At 38.6% G+C, this 15,343-nt stretch carries 12 protein-coding genes; 9 read left to right on the forward strand and 3 right to left on the reverse strand.

The window, feature by feature from the left end:
- Nucleotides 1-334 precede the first annotated feature (334 nt).
- Nucleotides 335-1,792, reverse strand: a complete 1,458-nt coding sequence (locus EO766_RS15785) for a Gfo/Idh/MocA family protein (protein ID WP_287101508.1) — start codon at nt 1,790-1,792, stop codon at nt 335-337.
- Nucleotides 1,793-2,677: 885 nt separating this feature from the next.
- On the reverse strand, nt 2,678-3,409 hold the full coding sequence (locus tag EO766_RS15790) for an LOG family protein (RefSeq protein ID WP_074419566.1): 732 nt from the start codon (nt 3,407-3,409) through the stop codon (nt 2,678-2,680).
- A gap of 280 nt (nt 3,410-3,689) precedes the next feature.
- On the opposite strand from EO766_RS15790, the gene EO766_RS15795 reads away from it, so the two are divergent.
- The 7 genes from EO766_RS15795 (at nt 3,690) to EO766_RS15825 (ending at nt 10,043) form a co-directional block, all read left to right on the forward strand.
- Nucleotides 3,690-4,526 carry a hypothetical protein gene (locus EO766_RS15795; protein ID WP_143439160.1) on the forward strand — a complete coding sequence of 279 codons (837 nt, stop codon included), beginning with the start codon at nt 3,690-3,692 and terminating at the stop codon, nt 4,524-4,526.
- Nucleotides 4,527-4,567: 41 nt separating this feature from the next.
- Nucleotides 4,568-5,359 (forward strand): exodeoxyribonuclease III, encoded by a 792-nt coding sequence (locus EO766_RS15800; RefSeq protein WP_245634905.1) that lies wholly within the window; start codon nt 4,568-4,570, stop codon nt 5,357-5,359.
- The gene (locus EO766_RS15805) at nt 5,356-5,661 is read left to right on the forward strand and encodes a DUF4286 family protein (RefSeq protein WP_074419564.1); all 306 of its coding nucleotides are present in this window, start codon (nt 5,356-5,358) and stop codon (nt 5,659-5,661) included. Before EO766_RS15800 ends, EO766_RS15805 begins: the two co-directional genes overlap by 4 nt.
- Nucleotides 5,662-5,959: 298 nt before the next feature.
- Nucleotides 5,960-6,229: an HU family DNA-binding protein gene (locus EO766_RS15810; RefSeq protein ID WP_068246313.1), complete on the forward strand. Its 270-nt coding sequence runs from the start codon at nt 5,960-5,962 to the stop codon at nt 6,227-6,229.
- An 86-nt stretch (nt 6,230-6,315) separates the two neighbouring features.
- Nucleotides 6,316-6,429 (forward strand): 30S ribosomal protein THX, encoded by a 114-nt coding sequence (locus tag EO766_RS15815; RefSeq protein ID WP_068246315.1) that lies wholly within the window; start codon nt 6,316-6,318, stop codon nt 6,427-6,429.
- Nucleotides 6,430-6,699: 270 nt separating this feature from the next.
- Nucleotides 6,700-8,736: a M13 family metallopeptidase gene (locus EO766_RS15820; RefSeq protein ID WP_074419567.1), complete on the forward strand. Its 2,037-nt coding sequence runs from the start codon at nt 6,700-6,702 to the stop codon at nt 8,734-8,736.
- A gap of 176 nt (nt 8,737-8,912) precedes the next feature.
- Nucleotides 8,913-10,043, forward strand: coding sequence for an acyltransferase family protein (locus EO766_RS15825; protein ID WP_074419563.1), 1,131 nt, complete (start codon nt 8,913-8,915; stop codon nt 10,041-10,043).
- 1 nt (nt 10,044) lies between these two features.
- Here EO766_RS15825 and EO766_RS15830 read toward each other — a convergent pair whose 3' ends face one another.
- A complete protein-coding gene (locus tag EO766_RS15830) occupies nt 10,045-10,914 on the reverse strand; it encodes a formylglycine-generating enzyme family protein (RefSeq protein ID WP_176713008.1) in 870 nt (289 codons plus the stop codon).
- Nucleotides 10,915-11,026: 112 nt separating this feature from the next.
- Here EO766_RS15830 and typA point away from each other — a divergent pair, with 112 nt between their 5' ends.
- A complete protein-coding gene (gene typA / locus EO766_RS15835; RefSeq protein ID WP_074418345.1) occupies nt 11,027-12,838 on the forward strand; it encodes a translational GTPase TypA in 1,812 nt (603 codons plus the stop codon).
- A gap of 198 nt (nt 12,839-13,036) precedes the next feature.
- Nucleotides 13,037-15,208 carry a TonB-dependent receptor family protein gene (locus EO766_RS15840; RefSeq protein ID WP_218331553.1) on the forward strand — a complete coding sequence of 724 codons (2,172 nt, stop codon included), beginning with the start codon at nt 13,037-13,039 and terminating at the stop codon, nt 15,206-15,208.
- Nucleotides 15,209-15,343: the final 135 nt, after the last annotated feature.

Here is a 15,343-nt window from a genome sequence, read left to right on the forward strand (position 1 = left end):
TAGTTGAAAACATACGCCGAGATGCTTTTAAAACCACATAGCTGAAAAAATAAACGAATTCACTGGGCGTATGGCTGTGCCTACGCCCTGCTTTTTTGTAGCATCCGCTACACTCAACCAATGATGATAAAATGATTTCCCGTAGCAAATGCTACATAAAAATTCGGCGTAGTTGAAAACATACGCCGAGTTACGTTTATAAATTTATAGCTTTTGCTACATCTACAATTCTGCTTTTAAAAAATGATTATCCATAGCCAATGCTACAAAAAAATCGGCGTAGCTGAAAAACTACGCCGTTGTGCATATATACGATTACGTTAACTTTCGTTGCTTACAAATGATAGCCATTTTGGTAATTCCGTTTTACAAATGCATTGGCAGCATCAAAATTGGTTACCCGCATATTCGCGCCATCCCATTGCAATTGAATATTTCGGCCGGGATAAATAAAGCTATTGGGATTCTTGGGATTGGGCTCCTGAATATTGTAACTTCTAATCGCCAGATTACCCATAATGACAATTTCTGTTAAGGGACCGGCTAAATCGAAGTTAGAGCTAAGTTCTTTTTGCTCCTTACTGCCATAACCGGCAATACAGGCTTCTACCCAGGCGGCATAATGGCCATTGGCACTACCGGGTACCCGTGCAATGGTTTGGGGCACATGTACTTCTTCATTTCGAGATAGAGGCAATAATTTAGGATTTTCAGCATAGGTGGAAGCCATCATTTTCCCCTTACTGCCTACAAATAAAATGGCATTGCCGCCATCGCCAAATACATCATTTGGCCCCAGCTCTTCCGGACGGTCGGGTTGTATGCCACCATCCATCCAATGCAATTTAACGGTACGGCCATTGACGTTGAACGTTAAGGTAATATGTGAAGCAATAGGACCACTTTCCGGATGGAAGGATCTTGTCCATGGCTTGGTGTATTGTGTAGCTACACTACATTCTGCGGCGGTAGGATAACCCAAACCCAGCACACGGAATGGCGCTTCCATTAAATGGCAACCCATATCGCCCAATGCACCGGTACCATAATCCCACCAACCGCGCCAGTTAAAAGGCAACAGGCCATCCACATATTCTTTTAGGGGAGCTGTACCCTGCCATAATTTCCAATCTAATCCGGCAGGTATATTTGGATCAGGAGCGGGCCAGCCCATACCCTGTGGCCATACGGGACGGTCGGTAAAACAATATACGGTATCTACTTCACCAATAATGCCGGCATTGTACCATTCTCTTAACTGCCGAACACCATCACCGGAAGCACCCTGGTTACCCATTTGTGTTACCACTTTATATTGATGGGCGGCTTTAGTCATGGTACGGGCTTCATAAATATCGTGCGCCATGGGTTTTTGCACATACACATGTTTGTGCAATTGCATGGCAGCCATGGCTATTACCGCATGCATATGGTCGGGGGTAGATACAGATACCGCATCAATGCTATTGTGCATTTTATCGAGCATTTCCCGATAGTCTTTATAATAAGCTGCTTTAGGATAACGGGCACGGCTTGTCTTTGCCATACGGTCATCTACATCGCATAAACCCACAATATTGGCTTTGCCGCTTTGGTAAAAATTCCATAAATCGCTTTCGCCTTTTCCGCCTATCCCAATACCGGCAACATTCAGTTTATCGCTAGGCGCAATAAAGCCTTTGCCTAAAACATGGCGCGGAACAATATAGAAGCCGGTAGCGGCTAATGCAGTATTGCGTAAAAAATTGCGGCGGGAATGGTTGGTTGAAGCATCGTTCGATTTCTTTTTCATACGGTTGTGTTGATTGATATGGATAAATATGCTTTACACTATTTTGTACAGGCAATAGGATGAAACTACCAGCGATTGCAGGCCCCATTCCTCTATGCACTTCTTAAAAAATTAGCGCAATGAATGTAGTGATTAATCAAGAATATAAAAAAAGAATTGGGTAAATGGCTATCTGTTTTGTTAGCCAATGAATGTGCAGGAAATGGGAGGAAATGGCGGTCTGTATTCGGTTTGCAACGGGCGAATCTATTTTTTCGCATTAACCTGTTACTGATGAAGCAATGATTTTTTTTGATGAATATCAATTGAAGGCGAAGTGGGATGTGGTGTATGCAGCTGTAATTAAGTATCCCTCGCCAGCCCATTCATCACGCTGTGGTAAGATGTAACATTTTTTGAAGGGTGTAACTAAAAATAGTTAGCCTATTTAATTTGTTATGATGATGCGTTGGTTTGTATAACGCAGCATCCAGGAATGGATGGTTTTGGATAAATAGCTTAAAATAACAATAAAAGTAAATCCATCTACCCAAATAAACTACACACAACATTACAGTGCATTGCATATATTTTAAAACGGATTAGCCCCGAAAGCACATTTTGTAATTGATTAAAAGAATGGATGAAAACCTGTCTACTGGCCAGACAAAATAAATGGGGTTTCCTAAAAACCGGTTAGAAGAAGCACTATGGAAATGAGTATTGTTTACAATGATTAATACCTGAAATACATTTATATTTTTTATAATGTAAAAAGTATACAAAAAACACAACCACTGCTATAAAAATTGCCTTTACAATTTTTTTAAGGAAGCTGAATTCAGGAATAAATTAAATGGTTGCATGAATGATTAAAAAACAGAGGTATTAGTAAAACCTGTAACCCTATTTTGTTTCCAATAACCACCAGAAACGCTTTCTGGGCTTTAGCACATAGTTTTTACGGATATAGGTTTTAATATGGTTCATGGCTTCGTCGTAATCATCTGTAAACAGTACCAAATCCATATCACTACGTGTAATGGTACCCTGTTCAGCCATTTCTTCTATAAAATCCATTAATGGTTTATAAAATTCTTTTCCAAATATTACAATTGGAAACTGAGTAATGGTGCGGGTTTGCACTAAGGTAAGGGTTTCAAAAAACTCATCCATGGTACCAAAACCACCGGGCATAATAATAAATGCATACGAATATTTTACCATCATTACTTTTCGGGAAAAGAAATGATTAAAGGTAAGTGAGGTATGCACATAAGGATTGGGTTTTTGTTCAAAAGGCAGTTTAATATTGCAACCCACCGACTGACCGCCATTTTCAAAAGCGCCTTTATTAGCGGCTTCCATTGTGCCCGGTCCGCCACCTGTCATGGTAGTAAAACCCATTTTAGCAATTCGTTTCCCAAATTCTTCTGCTGCCAGATAGTATGGATGATTGGGTTTAAACCTTGCGCTTCCAAATACCGTAATACAGGGGCCTACAAAATGCAATACCCGAAAACTATTCAAAAACTCTATGAATACACGCCATGCAAATTTCAATTCATGTACTCGGGGCTTAGAACCCTCTAAATAAAAATTCTGCGTGGCCGGAATAATTCTTTCGCTTGTCTTCATAATAATCCACTTAAAACATTTCCTGATGAAAGCCCTGCGCCTTTGTCTATTATTTCAATAGAATAAAGCATGCGGGGTAAGGTTTACATTTCAAATTACGGTAATTAATGAATTGAAATCAAAAAATTGCAGGTTAACATTTACACAATACTTTTGCGGGCAATTTCATATACCCTATTGATAAACCCATGAAGGAAATAGCACTATCAACCATACAAACCATCGGGGGAGTTGAATAAACAGGTTAAACAGCAGGCAATCAAAATATAAAATACAAACTATGAAGCGTAAGTTAAGAGCATTGGCCATGGTGATGATTTGTGTAGCAGGCAGCATGCATTTGGTAAAAGCACAAACAACAGGCACAACAAAACACAAAAAAAATAGAAAAGGAGAATTTTATTTTTCATGGGGTTACAATAAAGAGTGGTATACCCACAGCAACATTAAAGTAGTACAACCGGCATTAGGTAACGATTATACTTTCAAAGCCGTAAAAGCACACGACCATATTGGTTGGGATGAAGGTATTTTGCGCATTCCTATTTCCATTCCGCAATACAATTACCGTTTGGGATTTTTAATTAACAGAAAAAAAGATTTGTTTTTTGAAATCAACTTCGACCACACCAAATATATTTTTGCCGACCAGAATGCACATATTACGGGCAAACTGAACAACCGGCAGGTAGATACTACGGTTGCTTTTAATGAACCCAATGGCTTTGCCTATTATTTAAATAATGGTGCTAATTTTTTATTGTTTAATTTAGTAAAACGCTGGCATATTTACCAAACGGGTGATGGCAATTTAAAAATAGATGCCTTGGGCAAAGGTGGCATTGGTCCTGTTATTCCGCATGTACAAAATATGTTGTTTGGGCAAAATAACGATGCCGGCTTTCAGTTGGGTGGGTGGAATATGGGTTTTGAAGGCGCCGTGCGTGCTACCTTTTTTAAATATGCTTATTTAGAATTTGCCAACAAGGTTGATTATGCACGTTACAGCAATTTAAAAGTGTATGAAGGCCGTGCCAAACAAGCTTTTGGAACCTATGAGCTGGTGTTAAGTTTGGGTTTTACTTTCCCCACAGGCAAAGTAATTCAAGTGAATTAATACAATAACCGCTATTCCACATTCAGTTAAAAAATTGAACCATGGCAACAAAAAATATGCGTATTATTTCATATAATGTAAACGGCATTCGTGCTGCCACTAAAAAAGGTTTTGTGGAATGGCTGCAAACCGATCCTGCTGATGTAATTTGTTTACAGGAAACCAAAGCCGTTAAAGAAGATGTAGACAGCAGTGCTTTTGAAACATTAGGCTACCATACCTATTGGTTTTCGGCGCAAAAAAAGGGATATAGCGGCGTAGCGGTTTTCACCAAAATAAAACCCGATGCTGTTTTTTGGGGCCACCAAAAAGAACAAAGCGATTTTGAGGGAAGGGTAATACGATTAGATTTTGGAGCCATTACGTTAATCAATGCCTACTTCCCATCCGGCACCAGTGGCTCTGAACGGCAAACCTATAAATACCATTGGTTAGATGAGTTTTTAGATTATTTAAAAACATTACGCCAAACAAGGCTGCAATTAATTATTACCGGCGATTATAATATTGCACATACAGAAATAGATATTCATGATCCTAAAGGCAATAAAAATTCATCGGGATTTTTACCGGAAGAAAGAGCCTGGATGGACAAATTTTTAGCAGCAGGATTTGTTGATACTTTTAGAACCTTACATCCTACACAAACAGGTGCTTATTCATGGTGGAGCCAACGATTCCCTTCGGTACGTTTACAAAATAAAGGATGGAGAATTGACTATATATGTATTACGAATAACCTAAAGGATGAATTAACAGAAGCTGCAATTTTTCCCGATGTAAAACACAGCGACCATTGTCCTGTATTTGCAAGTCTTAAATTAAGTGTATGATTATTTATAATATAACATCACATATTGCGACACCTATCATTTCCGATTGGCTACAATGGATGAAAGCCGAACACATACCTGCCATTATGCAAACCGGTTGTTTTGAACAATACCAATGGGTTGAATTATTAGAAACCGATGAAAGCGAAGGAAAAACCTATGCCATACAGTTTTATGCGCCCTCTATTACACAGATAAAACGCTTTAGAAATGAATTTGAACGGTTATTACATGAGCAAATTCAGCAAAAATGGGGACAGCAAATGCTTAGTTTTAGTACACTTATGCAAGTTGTGCATTGAATGTGGAAAGCTTTTTTACCACTATTTTTTCATTGAACAAACTTCCCTATATTTCCCGTAAACCCTTGCTGTGTCTCATTTTCTATGATTAAGCATGCAAAACCCTTGTCCACAGTGCATTTCAGAGGATTAAACCCTTATACTATTGAATATTGAAATAATGATATTTTTAGGGAAAGCCTTGTGCTTACAGTATTTTGGGGCAAAACATGTGCTCAAAAAAAATGAAAAAATATTTTGTTAATTGGTAAAAGCCTATACATTTGTTTTTGTTATTTAACTAATTAAACAATCATCTATGAACAAGGCTGAATTAATTGCAAAAATTGCAGAAGACGCTGAAATCACTAAAACACAGGCAAACGCTGCTTTAGATTCATTTGTTGAAGCAGTAACCAAAACTTTAAAAGGTGGCGGTAAAGTTACTTTAGTAGGTTTTGGAACTTTCTCTGTTTCTAAACGTGCTGCCCGTACAGGCCGTAACCCACAAACCGGTGCACCTATTAAAATTAAAGCAAAAAAAGTTGCCCGTTTTAAAGCAGGTAAAGAATTAAGCAGCAAAATGTAATTTTCTGCACTACAGAATTAAATCCTGCTGTTTCAGCAGGATTTTTTATTTTTGTTCCTCACACAAATATTAAAAATCATTTCATTATGGGTAGAGGCGACAAAAAAACTGCGAAAGGAAAACGTTTTAAAGGTTCTTTCGGCAAAAGCAGACCACACAAAAAACAAAATGAAAAAAAAGAAGTGGTGAAAGCTTCCTAACAAATCATTCAATGCAGGCTGTCTCAATGTTAGACGGCCTTTTTTTATAACTACACTTCCCATCCATTCTGCGGCAACAAATATTTTGTTACCACCATTAGTAATTTTTTTAATGCAGGCTTGTATATCTTCCATTTTTTTTAATGCCATCACTTCCCACTCATCAACTTTTTAGGCAGTCAATATGTTTTTGTATTACTTTAGAATTTCATTCAAAGGAATTGCTGTGTGGTAACCATTACCGGCATTCCATTCACAAAAACCATGCACATGAATATTGTAAAAACAGCGTTTTGCAGTGCTACGTTAAGCGTTGCATTATTCACCGGTTGTAAAGAAAAGCCGGCAAAGCCATCGGCATTTATTGACCTGAGTGCCATTGACACATCGGTAAAGCCGGGTGATAATTTCTTTTTATATGCAACCGGCAATTGGATGAAGAAAACATCCATTCCGGCTTCAGAAGTAGGTGCCGGCTCTTTTCTAGATTTGTATAACCGCACCAAAAACAACATTCACACCATTTTAGAAGAAGCAGAAAAAAATCCGGGGCAGGCAGGCAGTATTCAACAAAAAGTAGGCGACTTTTTTGCATCGGGTATGGACTCAGCTAAAGTTGATCAGTTGGGCTATACGCCCATTCAGCCTTTTCTTACTGCCATCAACAGCCTTAAAACCCCCGAAAACATGATTCAATATGCAGCTCAGGCACATACCCGCGGCAGCAATATGCTATTCGATTTTGGCGTGTATCCCGACGATAAAAACAGTATGGCTACCATTGCCGTATTTGGGCAGGGTGGCTTAGGTTTACCCGACCGCGATTATTATTTTAAAACAGATGCTGCTACTCAGGCTGTAGTGGCTGCATATAAAACTTACATGCAAAAGTTATTGATGCTAACCGGCACCGATAGCATTACCGCAGGCAAACAGGTAGAACTGGTGTATGCATTGGAGAAACAAATGGCAGAAAGCCATAAAACCAATGTTGCCCTTCGCGACCCGCAAACCAATTATCATAAAATGGCGGTAAGCCAACTTGCCAAAACAATGCCCAATTTACAATGGCCCATGTTGTTAAAAACATTAAATATTCAGGTTGATTCAGTAAACATACAGCAGCCCGATTTTTTTGCCAAACTCAATCAATTAATTGTTACACAGCCCTTAGGCACCTGGCAGTTGTATTTGCGCCTGCATACCATTAACAGTGCAGCACGTATTTTAAGCGCCCCATTTGTACAGGCATCATTTAACTTTTACGGGAAGGCATTGAGCGGACAAACACAAATGAAGCCCCGTTGGGAAAGTGTTTACCGTACCATTGACAGCCAAATTGGAGAAGCGTTGGGACAATTGTACGTAGAAAAATATTTTACCAAAGAAGCCAAACAACGTATGGATGCATTGGTGCATAATTTACAAACCGCCTTTGCACAAAGGATAGACCGTTTAGACTGGATGAGCGATTCAACCAAACAAAAAGCCAAAGAAAAATTACAGGCATTTATTAAAAAAATTGGTTATCCCGACAAATGGAGAGATTATAGCAAAGTAAATATTGACCGCAATCATTATTTTGACAATGTAATGGCAGCAGAAGCCAACAATTATCAATACATGATACAGAAATTGGGCAAGCCGGTAGATAGAACAGAATGGGAAATGACACCCCCTACCATCAATGCTTACTACAATCCATTATACAATGAAATTGTATTTCCTGCCGGTATTCTGCAATTCCCTTTCTTTGATCCCAAGGCCGATGATGCCATTAATTATGGCGGCATAGGCATGGTAATTGGCCATGAAATGACCCACGGTTTTGATGATCAGGGTGCGCAATACGATAAAGAGGGCAACCTGAAAAACTGGTGGAGTAAAGCCGATTACGATCAGTTCAAAAACAAATCGCAACAAGTTGTTCATTTGTACAATGGATTTACGGTATTGGATAGCGTGCATGTAAACGGCTCGCTTACCACCGGAGAAAACATGGCCGATATAGGAGGTATTGCCATTGCCTATGATGCATTTAAAATGACTAATGAAGGACAGGACAGTACCCAAAAAACAGATGGCTTTACACCCGACCAGCGCTTCTTTTTATCATTAGCCCAAATTTGGCGTTCTAAAGAAAAAGATGCTTACACCCGTAGGTTAATTAATACCGATCCCCATTCACCTGCTATGTATCGGGTAAATGGCCCCTTAATGAATTTTACCCCTTTCTACAAAGCATTTCATGTGGTGCCGGGCAATAAAATGTATTTACCCGAAAACGAACGGATAAAAATCTGGTAATCTTTTCATACGCATCCCAACATTTGCCGGTTCTTTATTCCCGAAAGAACCGGCATTTTTTTGCAATTACGCAAAGGTTTGTGCATTAAAAAGGGTATAATTTAATGGCCACTTGCATTGTTTGCGTTTTTTATTGCTTATTTTTAAGCATCCCTAACCACAAACCAACGATTGCTATGTTAACCCCCACACAACGCTTTACTGCCTTAGATATATTCAGAGGCATGACCATTTGTTTCATGATTATTGTAAACACCCCTGGTGGTCCATTATCGTATGCGCCGTTACAACATGCCCACTGGAATGGATTTACGCCAACCGATTTGGTATTCCCTTCTTTTCTTTTTGCGGTAGGAAATGCCATGAGTTTTGTAATGCCCAAATGGGCAGGCAAAGCCAATAGCTGGGTAGTAGGCAAAATTTTAAAACGCACCCTGCTCATTTTTTTATTGGGTTACCTGATGTATTGGTTTCCTTTTTTTCACTTTGATGCACAACACCATATACAAGCAGCACCATTTGCCAACACACGTATTATGGGTGTGTTACAACGGATAGCCCTTTGCTATGGCATTGCATCGCTGCTCATTTGGTTTTTAAAACCTAAAACTGCTTTATATATTGGCATTGCCCTATTGTTTATTTACTGGGCCATTATGTATTATTTGGGCGACCCTACCGATCCCTATGGCATGACTACCAATGCAGGTTATTACTTAGATGTTTGGTTAATGGGCCCCAACCATATGTATCATGGCGAGGGGGTTGCCTTTGACCCCGAAGGCTGGCTTAGCACCATTCCCGCCATTGCCAATGTAATTGCAGGTTATATGGCAGGCGCCTTTATTCAGAAAAAAGGAAATACGTATGAAACCCTCACCAAATTATTATTAGCAGGTTTTGGATTATTTGTATTGTCGTATTTCTGGAACTTCTCCTTCCCCATCAACAAAAAATTATGGACCAGTGCATTTGTATTGCATACCGTTGGGTTAGACTGTATGATGATAGCTGCCGTTATGTATTTTGTAAGCTTCAAAAATTTAGGCGAAAGTAAAATCAGCTATTTCTTTCAGGTATTCGGAAAAAATCCGCTATTCATTTATCTGTTGTCAGAACTATTGGTAACGGTATTTTACATGATTCCCATTGAAGGATACCATGGCGTTATTCAGTGGTTGTACACAAACATATATAGCCATGCAGGTGCCTATTTCGGCTCGTTTTTGTTTTCTATTTCGTATATGCTGCTTTGCTGGCTGGTTGGTTATTATTTAGACAAACGCAAAATTTATGTGCGGGTATAAATTATTGATCGCTAAACCCTTTTACCGGTTTTCGTTTTTTTGGTTTTTCATTTTTCCGGTTAAAGGGTGCAGCGGTTACAACTTCGCATACACACCGAAACCCTAACCATCGATTGGGGCTTTTATACGACATGCGTTCTTTAACCGTACAATATGCTATTGGCAAATCGTAATGCCCGCCTTTGGCTACCCCTTTTTCGGCAATCATTTCACCCACATTGCCAATCATATTGTAAATACCATATTGATTGGGGATGGAAAAACTAACCGGCATAATATCGCGTTGCCCCACCCGAAGGGAATCATCATCCGGATAACGGCAATTAAAATTTTTAACAGAATCGCCTTTATACAGGCTGTAAATACCCGTATAACCATAGGGATATTTTATAGAATCTAATTTCCCATTGGCTGCCAACTCCCATTCAGCCTCAGTGGGCAGGCGGTAGGTAACACTTCTAAAAGGAGGATGCGGCATGCGTGCCAGCAATTCATTTACCCGGTCGGTACGCCAGGCACAGAATGCTTGCGCCTGTTCATAACTAATACCTGCCATGGGATAATTATTGTAACTATTGCTGCGATAATAGGTTTGAATAAATTCTTCCCCTCTTTGCCGGTAAGAAATCCATACCAGCGAGTCGGGCAACATAGCGGCATAGGTAGCGGTATCATTCTCCCGGCCCAATAACCATCCTTCGGCAAAATCTTTCCAGTTGCTCACACTAATTTCATAAGCATCGATGTATAACCCCGGTTTCAGCAAAACAGTACCCGGCGGGGTTGTTACCTTATCTCCATTCACAGCTTTTTGGGTAACAAACGAAAGGCCAATGGCACTTACGAACAGCATAATTATCCAACGTATCAATAGTATTATTTTTTATAAAGTTAAGGCATTCCGTATTAACAGCAGGTTAACTAAAAGATGAATAGCGGTAAACCCATTGTAAAACCTTACCTTTGCAGCCTTAAATTTTTTTATGGATATTAGAAATATTGCGATCATTGCACACGTTGACCACGGAAAAACCACATTAGTAGACCGCATACTACAGGCTACCAAGGTTTTTAGAGACAATCAGGAAACCGGCGACTTAATTATGGACAGCAATGATCTGGAAAAAGAAAGGGGCATTACTATTTTTAGTAAAAATGCCGCTGTTACTTATAAAGACGTTAAAATCAATGTAATTGATACGCCCGGCCACAGTGATTTTGGCGGTGAAGTAGAACGAGTATTGAAAATGGCAGATGGGGTAATATTATTGGTAGATGCTTTTGAAGGCCCCATGCCCCAAACCCGCTTTGTATTGCAAAAAGCATTGCAATTAAATCTGCATCCTATTGTTGTTATCAATAAAGTAGATAAACCCAATTGCCGCCCCGATGAAGTGCATGATGCCGTATTTGAACTCTTCTTTAACTTAGATGCTACTGAAGAACAACTGAACTTCCCAACTTATTATGGCAGCGGTAAAAATGGCTGGTTTAATGACAGCCTAACCCCTACTGAAGATATTTTCCCGTTAATGGATGGCATTTTAAAACATGTACCACCACCTACCATTCAGGAAGGTTCATTGCAATTACAAATTACATCATTAGATTACTCTTCTTTCTTAGGCCGAATTGCAATTGGAAAAGTAACCCGCGGTACCATTAAAGAAAACCAGAACATTGCATTGGTGCAGGCAGATGGCAGCATCAAAAAAAATAAAGTAAAAGAATTATACGTTTTTGAAGGAATGGGCAAACGCAAAGTAACGGAAGTATTGTGTGGCGATTTATGTGCGGTTGTTGGTCTGGAAGATTTTAACATTGGCGATACCATTGCCGATACTGAAAATCCCGAAGGATTACCCATTATCAGCGTGGATGAACCTACCATGAGTATGATGTTCAGCATCAATAACTCACCCTTCTTTGGTAAAGACGGAAAGTTTGTTACCTCTCGCCACCTGCGCGACCGCCTGATGAAAGAAACAGAGAAAAACTTAGCCCTTAGAGTAGAAGATGCAGACAGTGCCGATAGCTTTTTGGTATTTGGACGGGGCATTCTGCACTTAGGTGTATTGGTTGAAACCATGCGCCGCGAGGGATATGAATTAACCGTGGGAAACCCACAGGTATTGGTGAAAACAGTAGATGGCAAGAAGCATGAACCTTATGAAATTTTAGTAGTAGATGTACCGGCTGAATTTAGTGGTAAAGTAATTGACCTTGTTACTCAACGTAAAGGTGAAATGTTGGTGATGGAGAGCAAAGGTGAAATGCAGCACCTTGAATTTGAAATACCATCAAGAGGATTAATTGGTTTACGTTCTCAAATGTTAACAGGCACAGCAGGTGAAGCTGTAATGGCCCATCGCTTTAGTGAATACAAACCCTGGAAAGGGCCTATTCCCGGAAGAAACAATGGTGTGCTGATTGCTAAATTTGGCGGTACCACTACTGCCTATTCTATCGATAAATTACAGGATCGCGGCCGTTTCTTTATTGAACCCGGCGAAGAAGTATATGCCGGACAAATTATTGCCGAGCATATTAAACCCGGCGATTTGAATGTAAATGCAGTAGAAGCTAAAAAATTAACCAACCACCGTGCCAGCGGTAGCGATGATAGTGTACGCATTACCCCAAAAATTCAATTAACATTGGAAGAATGTATGGAATACATTCAGCAGGATGAGTGTATTGAGGTAACGCCTAAAAACATCAGAATGCGTAAAGTGGTGTTGGATGAAGAAGACAGAAAAAAAGTAAGCAAAAGAATGGGTGCTGAGGTTGAATAAATAATTAAATTTTAAAAATATATAAAAAACAGCATTTATAAACTATTGCTGTTTTTTTTGCATCAAAGTAATATAAGAATAATTTTAATAAAATATATTTTAGTAGCTCATTTTGAATTCCAGATATCGTAAACAGAATTTCCCGATACAGTTATTATATCATTGATTTCGCAATTTTCTTTGTGAAAAAAAAATCTCATGAAGAAAATACTTCTGCTACAATGGCTTTTATTACCCATTATTTTATTCTCACAAAAAATTGACAGCATAAACGTACACACACTTAAAAATGTTTCAGTTATTGGTTTTAAAACCGTTCGCGGAATAGGTCACATGCCAGATTTTAAAGATGGAATTATTTATGCCGGTAAAAAAAGCGAAGTGATTATGGTAGATAGTTTGGATGCAAATAAGGCTATCAATAATACCAGACAAATTTTAGGCAGGATACCCGGATTAAATATTGTTGAAACTGAAACAGGTGGCTTTACTGCAAACGGAATTGCAACAAGGGGGCTTAACCCTATTCAAAGCATTGAAATGAATACCCGCCAAAATGGTTATAACATTAGTGCTGATATATATGGATACAATGAAGCCTATTACCTTCCTCCTATGGAAGCAGTTCAAAGAATTGAAATGGTAAGGGGTGCAGCAGCATTGCAATTTGGCGCTCAATTTGGAGGTTTGGTAAACTATATTACAAAAGATGCACCTGCCAATAAACCCTTTGAATTTTATACTTCGCAAACTGCAGGCAGTTATGGGCTTTTCAATTCTTTTAATTCAATTGGAGGTAATTTTAAAAAACTATCATATTATGCTTTCATCCAATATCGCTATATGGATGGGTACAGACCTAATAGTAAACAATGGCAGTTATCAGGTTTTGGAAAATTGCAGTATAAAATTTCTGAAAAGCTGAATGTTACAGCAGAATATTCTTTGCTTCGTAATACCATACAAATGCCGGGGGGATTAACAGATAGCCAGTTTCAGGCTAATCCCAGAATGTCAACACGTTCCAGAAACTGGCTGAAAACGCCTTGGAATATTGTTAATTTATCAATGAATTACAATCTATCTAAAAACAGCATAATTAGTATAAAGAGCACATATTTATATGGGAATCGTTCTCTGGTATGGAGAAACGAAGATGGTGGCCCGGCTGCCCAAGATACAATTGACCCCATTACAAATACCTATGTTCCTAGAGAAGTGGGGATACAAAATATGAAAAACATCACAACAGAATTCAGATTTTCGCATCAATACCAATTTGTACATCAACAAGCAACTATTTCAGGAGGTATCAGACATTCATATGCATGGTTAAAAAGGCTTGGGGGAGGAGAAGGAACTACCAACAGTGATTTTGATTTATCAATCCGGGGCGATTGGGGTTATAACTTAAATTTTACCACTACAAACATCGCTCCTTTTATTGAAAATATTTTTAAGTTCGGTGACAAGCTGTCCATCATCCCCGGTTTTAGATTTGAATATTTAAACAGTACTGCAACTGGTTATAAAACTACTAATGGAACAAAACAAAATGTTTTAGAAAACAGATCAAGAACTTTTCCATTGTTTGGCATGGGCATTTCATATAAAACAGGAACCTACACCAATATTTACGGTAATATCAGCCAGGCATACCGGCCTATTGAATATAGCCAGTTAGAACCATTCGGAATAACATCCAGAATTGACCCCAATCTAAAAGACAGTTATGGCTTCAATGCAGATTTAGGTTATAGAGGCACCATTAAAAATTATTTTAATTTTGATTTGGGTGTTTTTTATCTGGCTTATAATAATAGAATTGGAGTATTAGTACAAACAGACCCAAATACCGGAATGGAATACTCTGTACGCAAGAATATAGCGAATAGTGTTCATAAAGGTGTTGAGAATTATTTGGAATTTAATATTTTAAAATACCTGAATGCACAATCAAAAACAGGACTTAGTATTTTTAATTCGTTTGCTTTCATTGATGCCAGATATACCACCGGAGAATTCAAGGGCAACCGGGTTGAAGCTGCTGCCAAGACTATCAATCGCACTGGAATTATTTTTAATAACCCCCATTTTTCAGCAACTTTTCAGATAAATAATATTGGTGATGCTTACGGTGATGCTTCAAATGTAAAAACAAGTACTGACCCAATTGCAGGTTATATACCTGGATATACAGTTGCTGACCTCAGCATGACATATACCATCAAAAAAATTGCAATCAAAGTGGGTGTGAATAACTTAACTGATAAATCATATTTTACACGAAGAACTGATGAATATCCTGGACCAGGTATTATTCCTTCCATTGGAAGAAGTTATTATTTTGGATTTTCAACTCAATTTTAAATTTCCTGATAAAGGTAATTCACAACAAATAAAAAAATTGAGCCCAATACAAAATATCCATTTTCATAATTGGCTCAAATTAAAAGAGGCTATCTCAAAAGCAAGAGAAAGCCTCTTTTTTATGAAATTACCATA

Source organism: Hydrotalea sp. AMD (assembly GCF_004100315.1).
In the GTDB taxonomy this organism is placed as follows: domain Bacteria; phylum Bacteroidota; class Bacteroidia; order Chitinophagales; family Chitinophagaceae; genus Hydrotalea; species Hydrotalea flava.

Bases quoted from the DNA above. Each gene is read 5' to 3' on its own strand.
- EO766_RS15820 (WP_074419567.1), top strand. From the start codon at position 6,700: ATGAATATTGTAAAAACAGCGTTTTGCAGTGCTACGTTAAGCGTTGCA.
- EO766_RS15805 (WP_074419564.1), top strand. From the start codon at position 5,356: ATGATTATTTATAATATAACATCACATATTGCGACACCTATCATTTCC.
- EO766_RS15810 (WP_068246313.1), top strand. From the start codon at position 5,960: ATGAACAAGGCTGAATTAATTGCAAAAATTGCAGAAGACGCTGAAATC.
- EO766_RS15785 (WP_287101508.1), bottom strand. From the start codon at position 1,792: ATGAAAAAGAAATCGAACGATGCTTCAACCAACCATTCCCGCCGCAAT.
- EO766_RS15790 (WP_074419566.1), bottom strand. From the start codon at position 3,409: ATGAAGACAAGCGAAAGAATTATTCCGGCCACGCAGAATTTTTATTTA.
- EO766_RS15795 (WP_143439160.1), top strand. From the start codon at position 3,690: ATGAAGCGTAAGTTAAGAGCATTGGCCATGGTGATGATTTGTGTAGCA.
- typA (WP_074418345.1), top strand. From the start codon at position 11,027: ATGGATATTAGAAATATTGCGATCATTGCACACGTTGACCACGGAAAA.
- EO766_RS15840 (WP_218331553.1), top strand. From the start codon at position 13,037: ATGAAGAAAATACTTCTGCTACAATGGCTTTTATTACCCATTATTTTA.
- EO766_RS15825 (WP_074419563.1), top strand. From the start codon at position 8,913: ATGTTAACCCCCACACAACGCTTTACTGCCTTAGATATATTCAGAGGC.
- EO766_RS15815 (WP_068246315.1), top strand. From the start codon at position 6,316: ATGGGTAGAGGCGACAAAAAAACTGCGAAAGGAAAACGTTTTAAAGGT.
- EO766_RS15800 (WP_245634905.1), top strand. From the start codon at position 4,568: ATGGCAACAAAAAATATGCGTATTATTTCATATAATGTAAACGGCATT.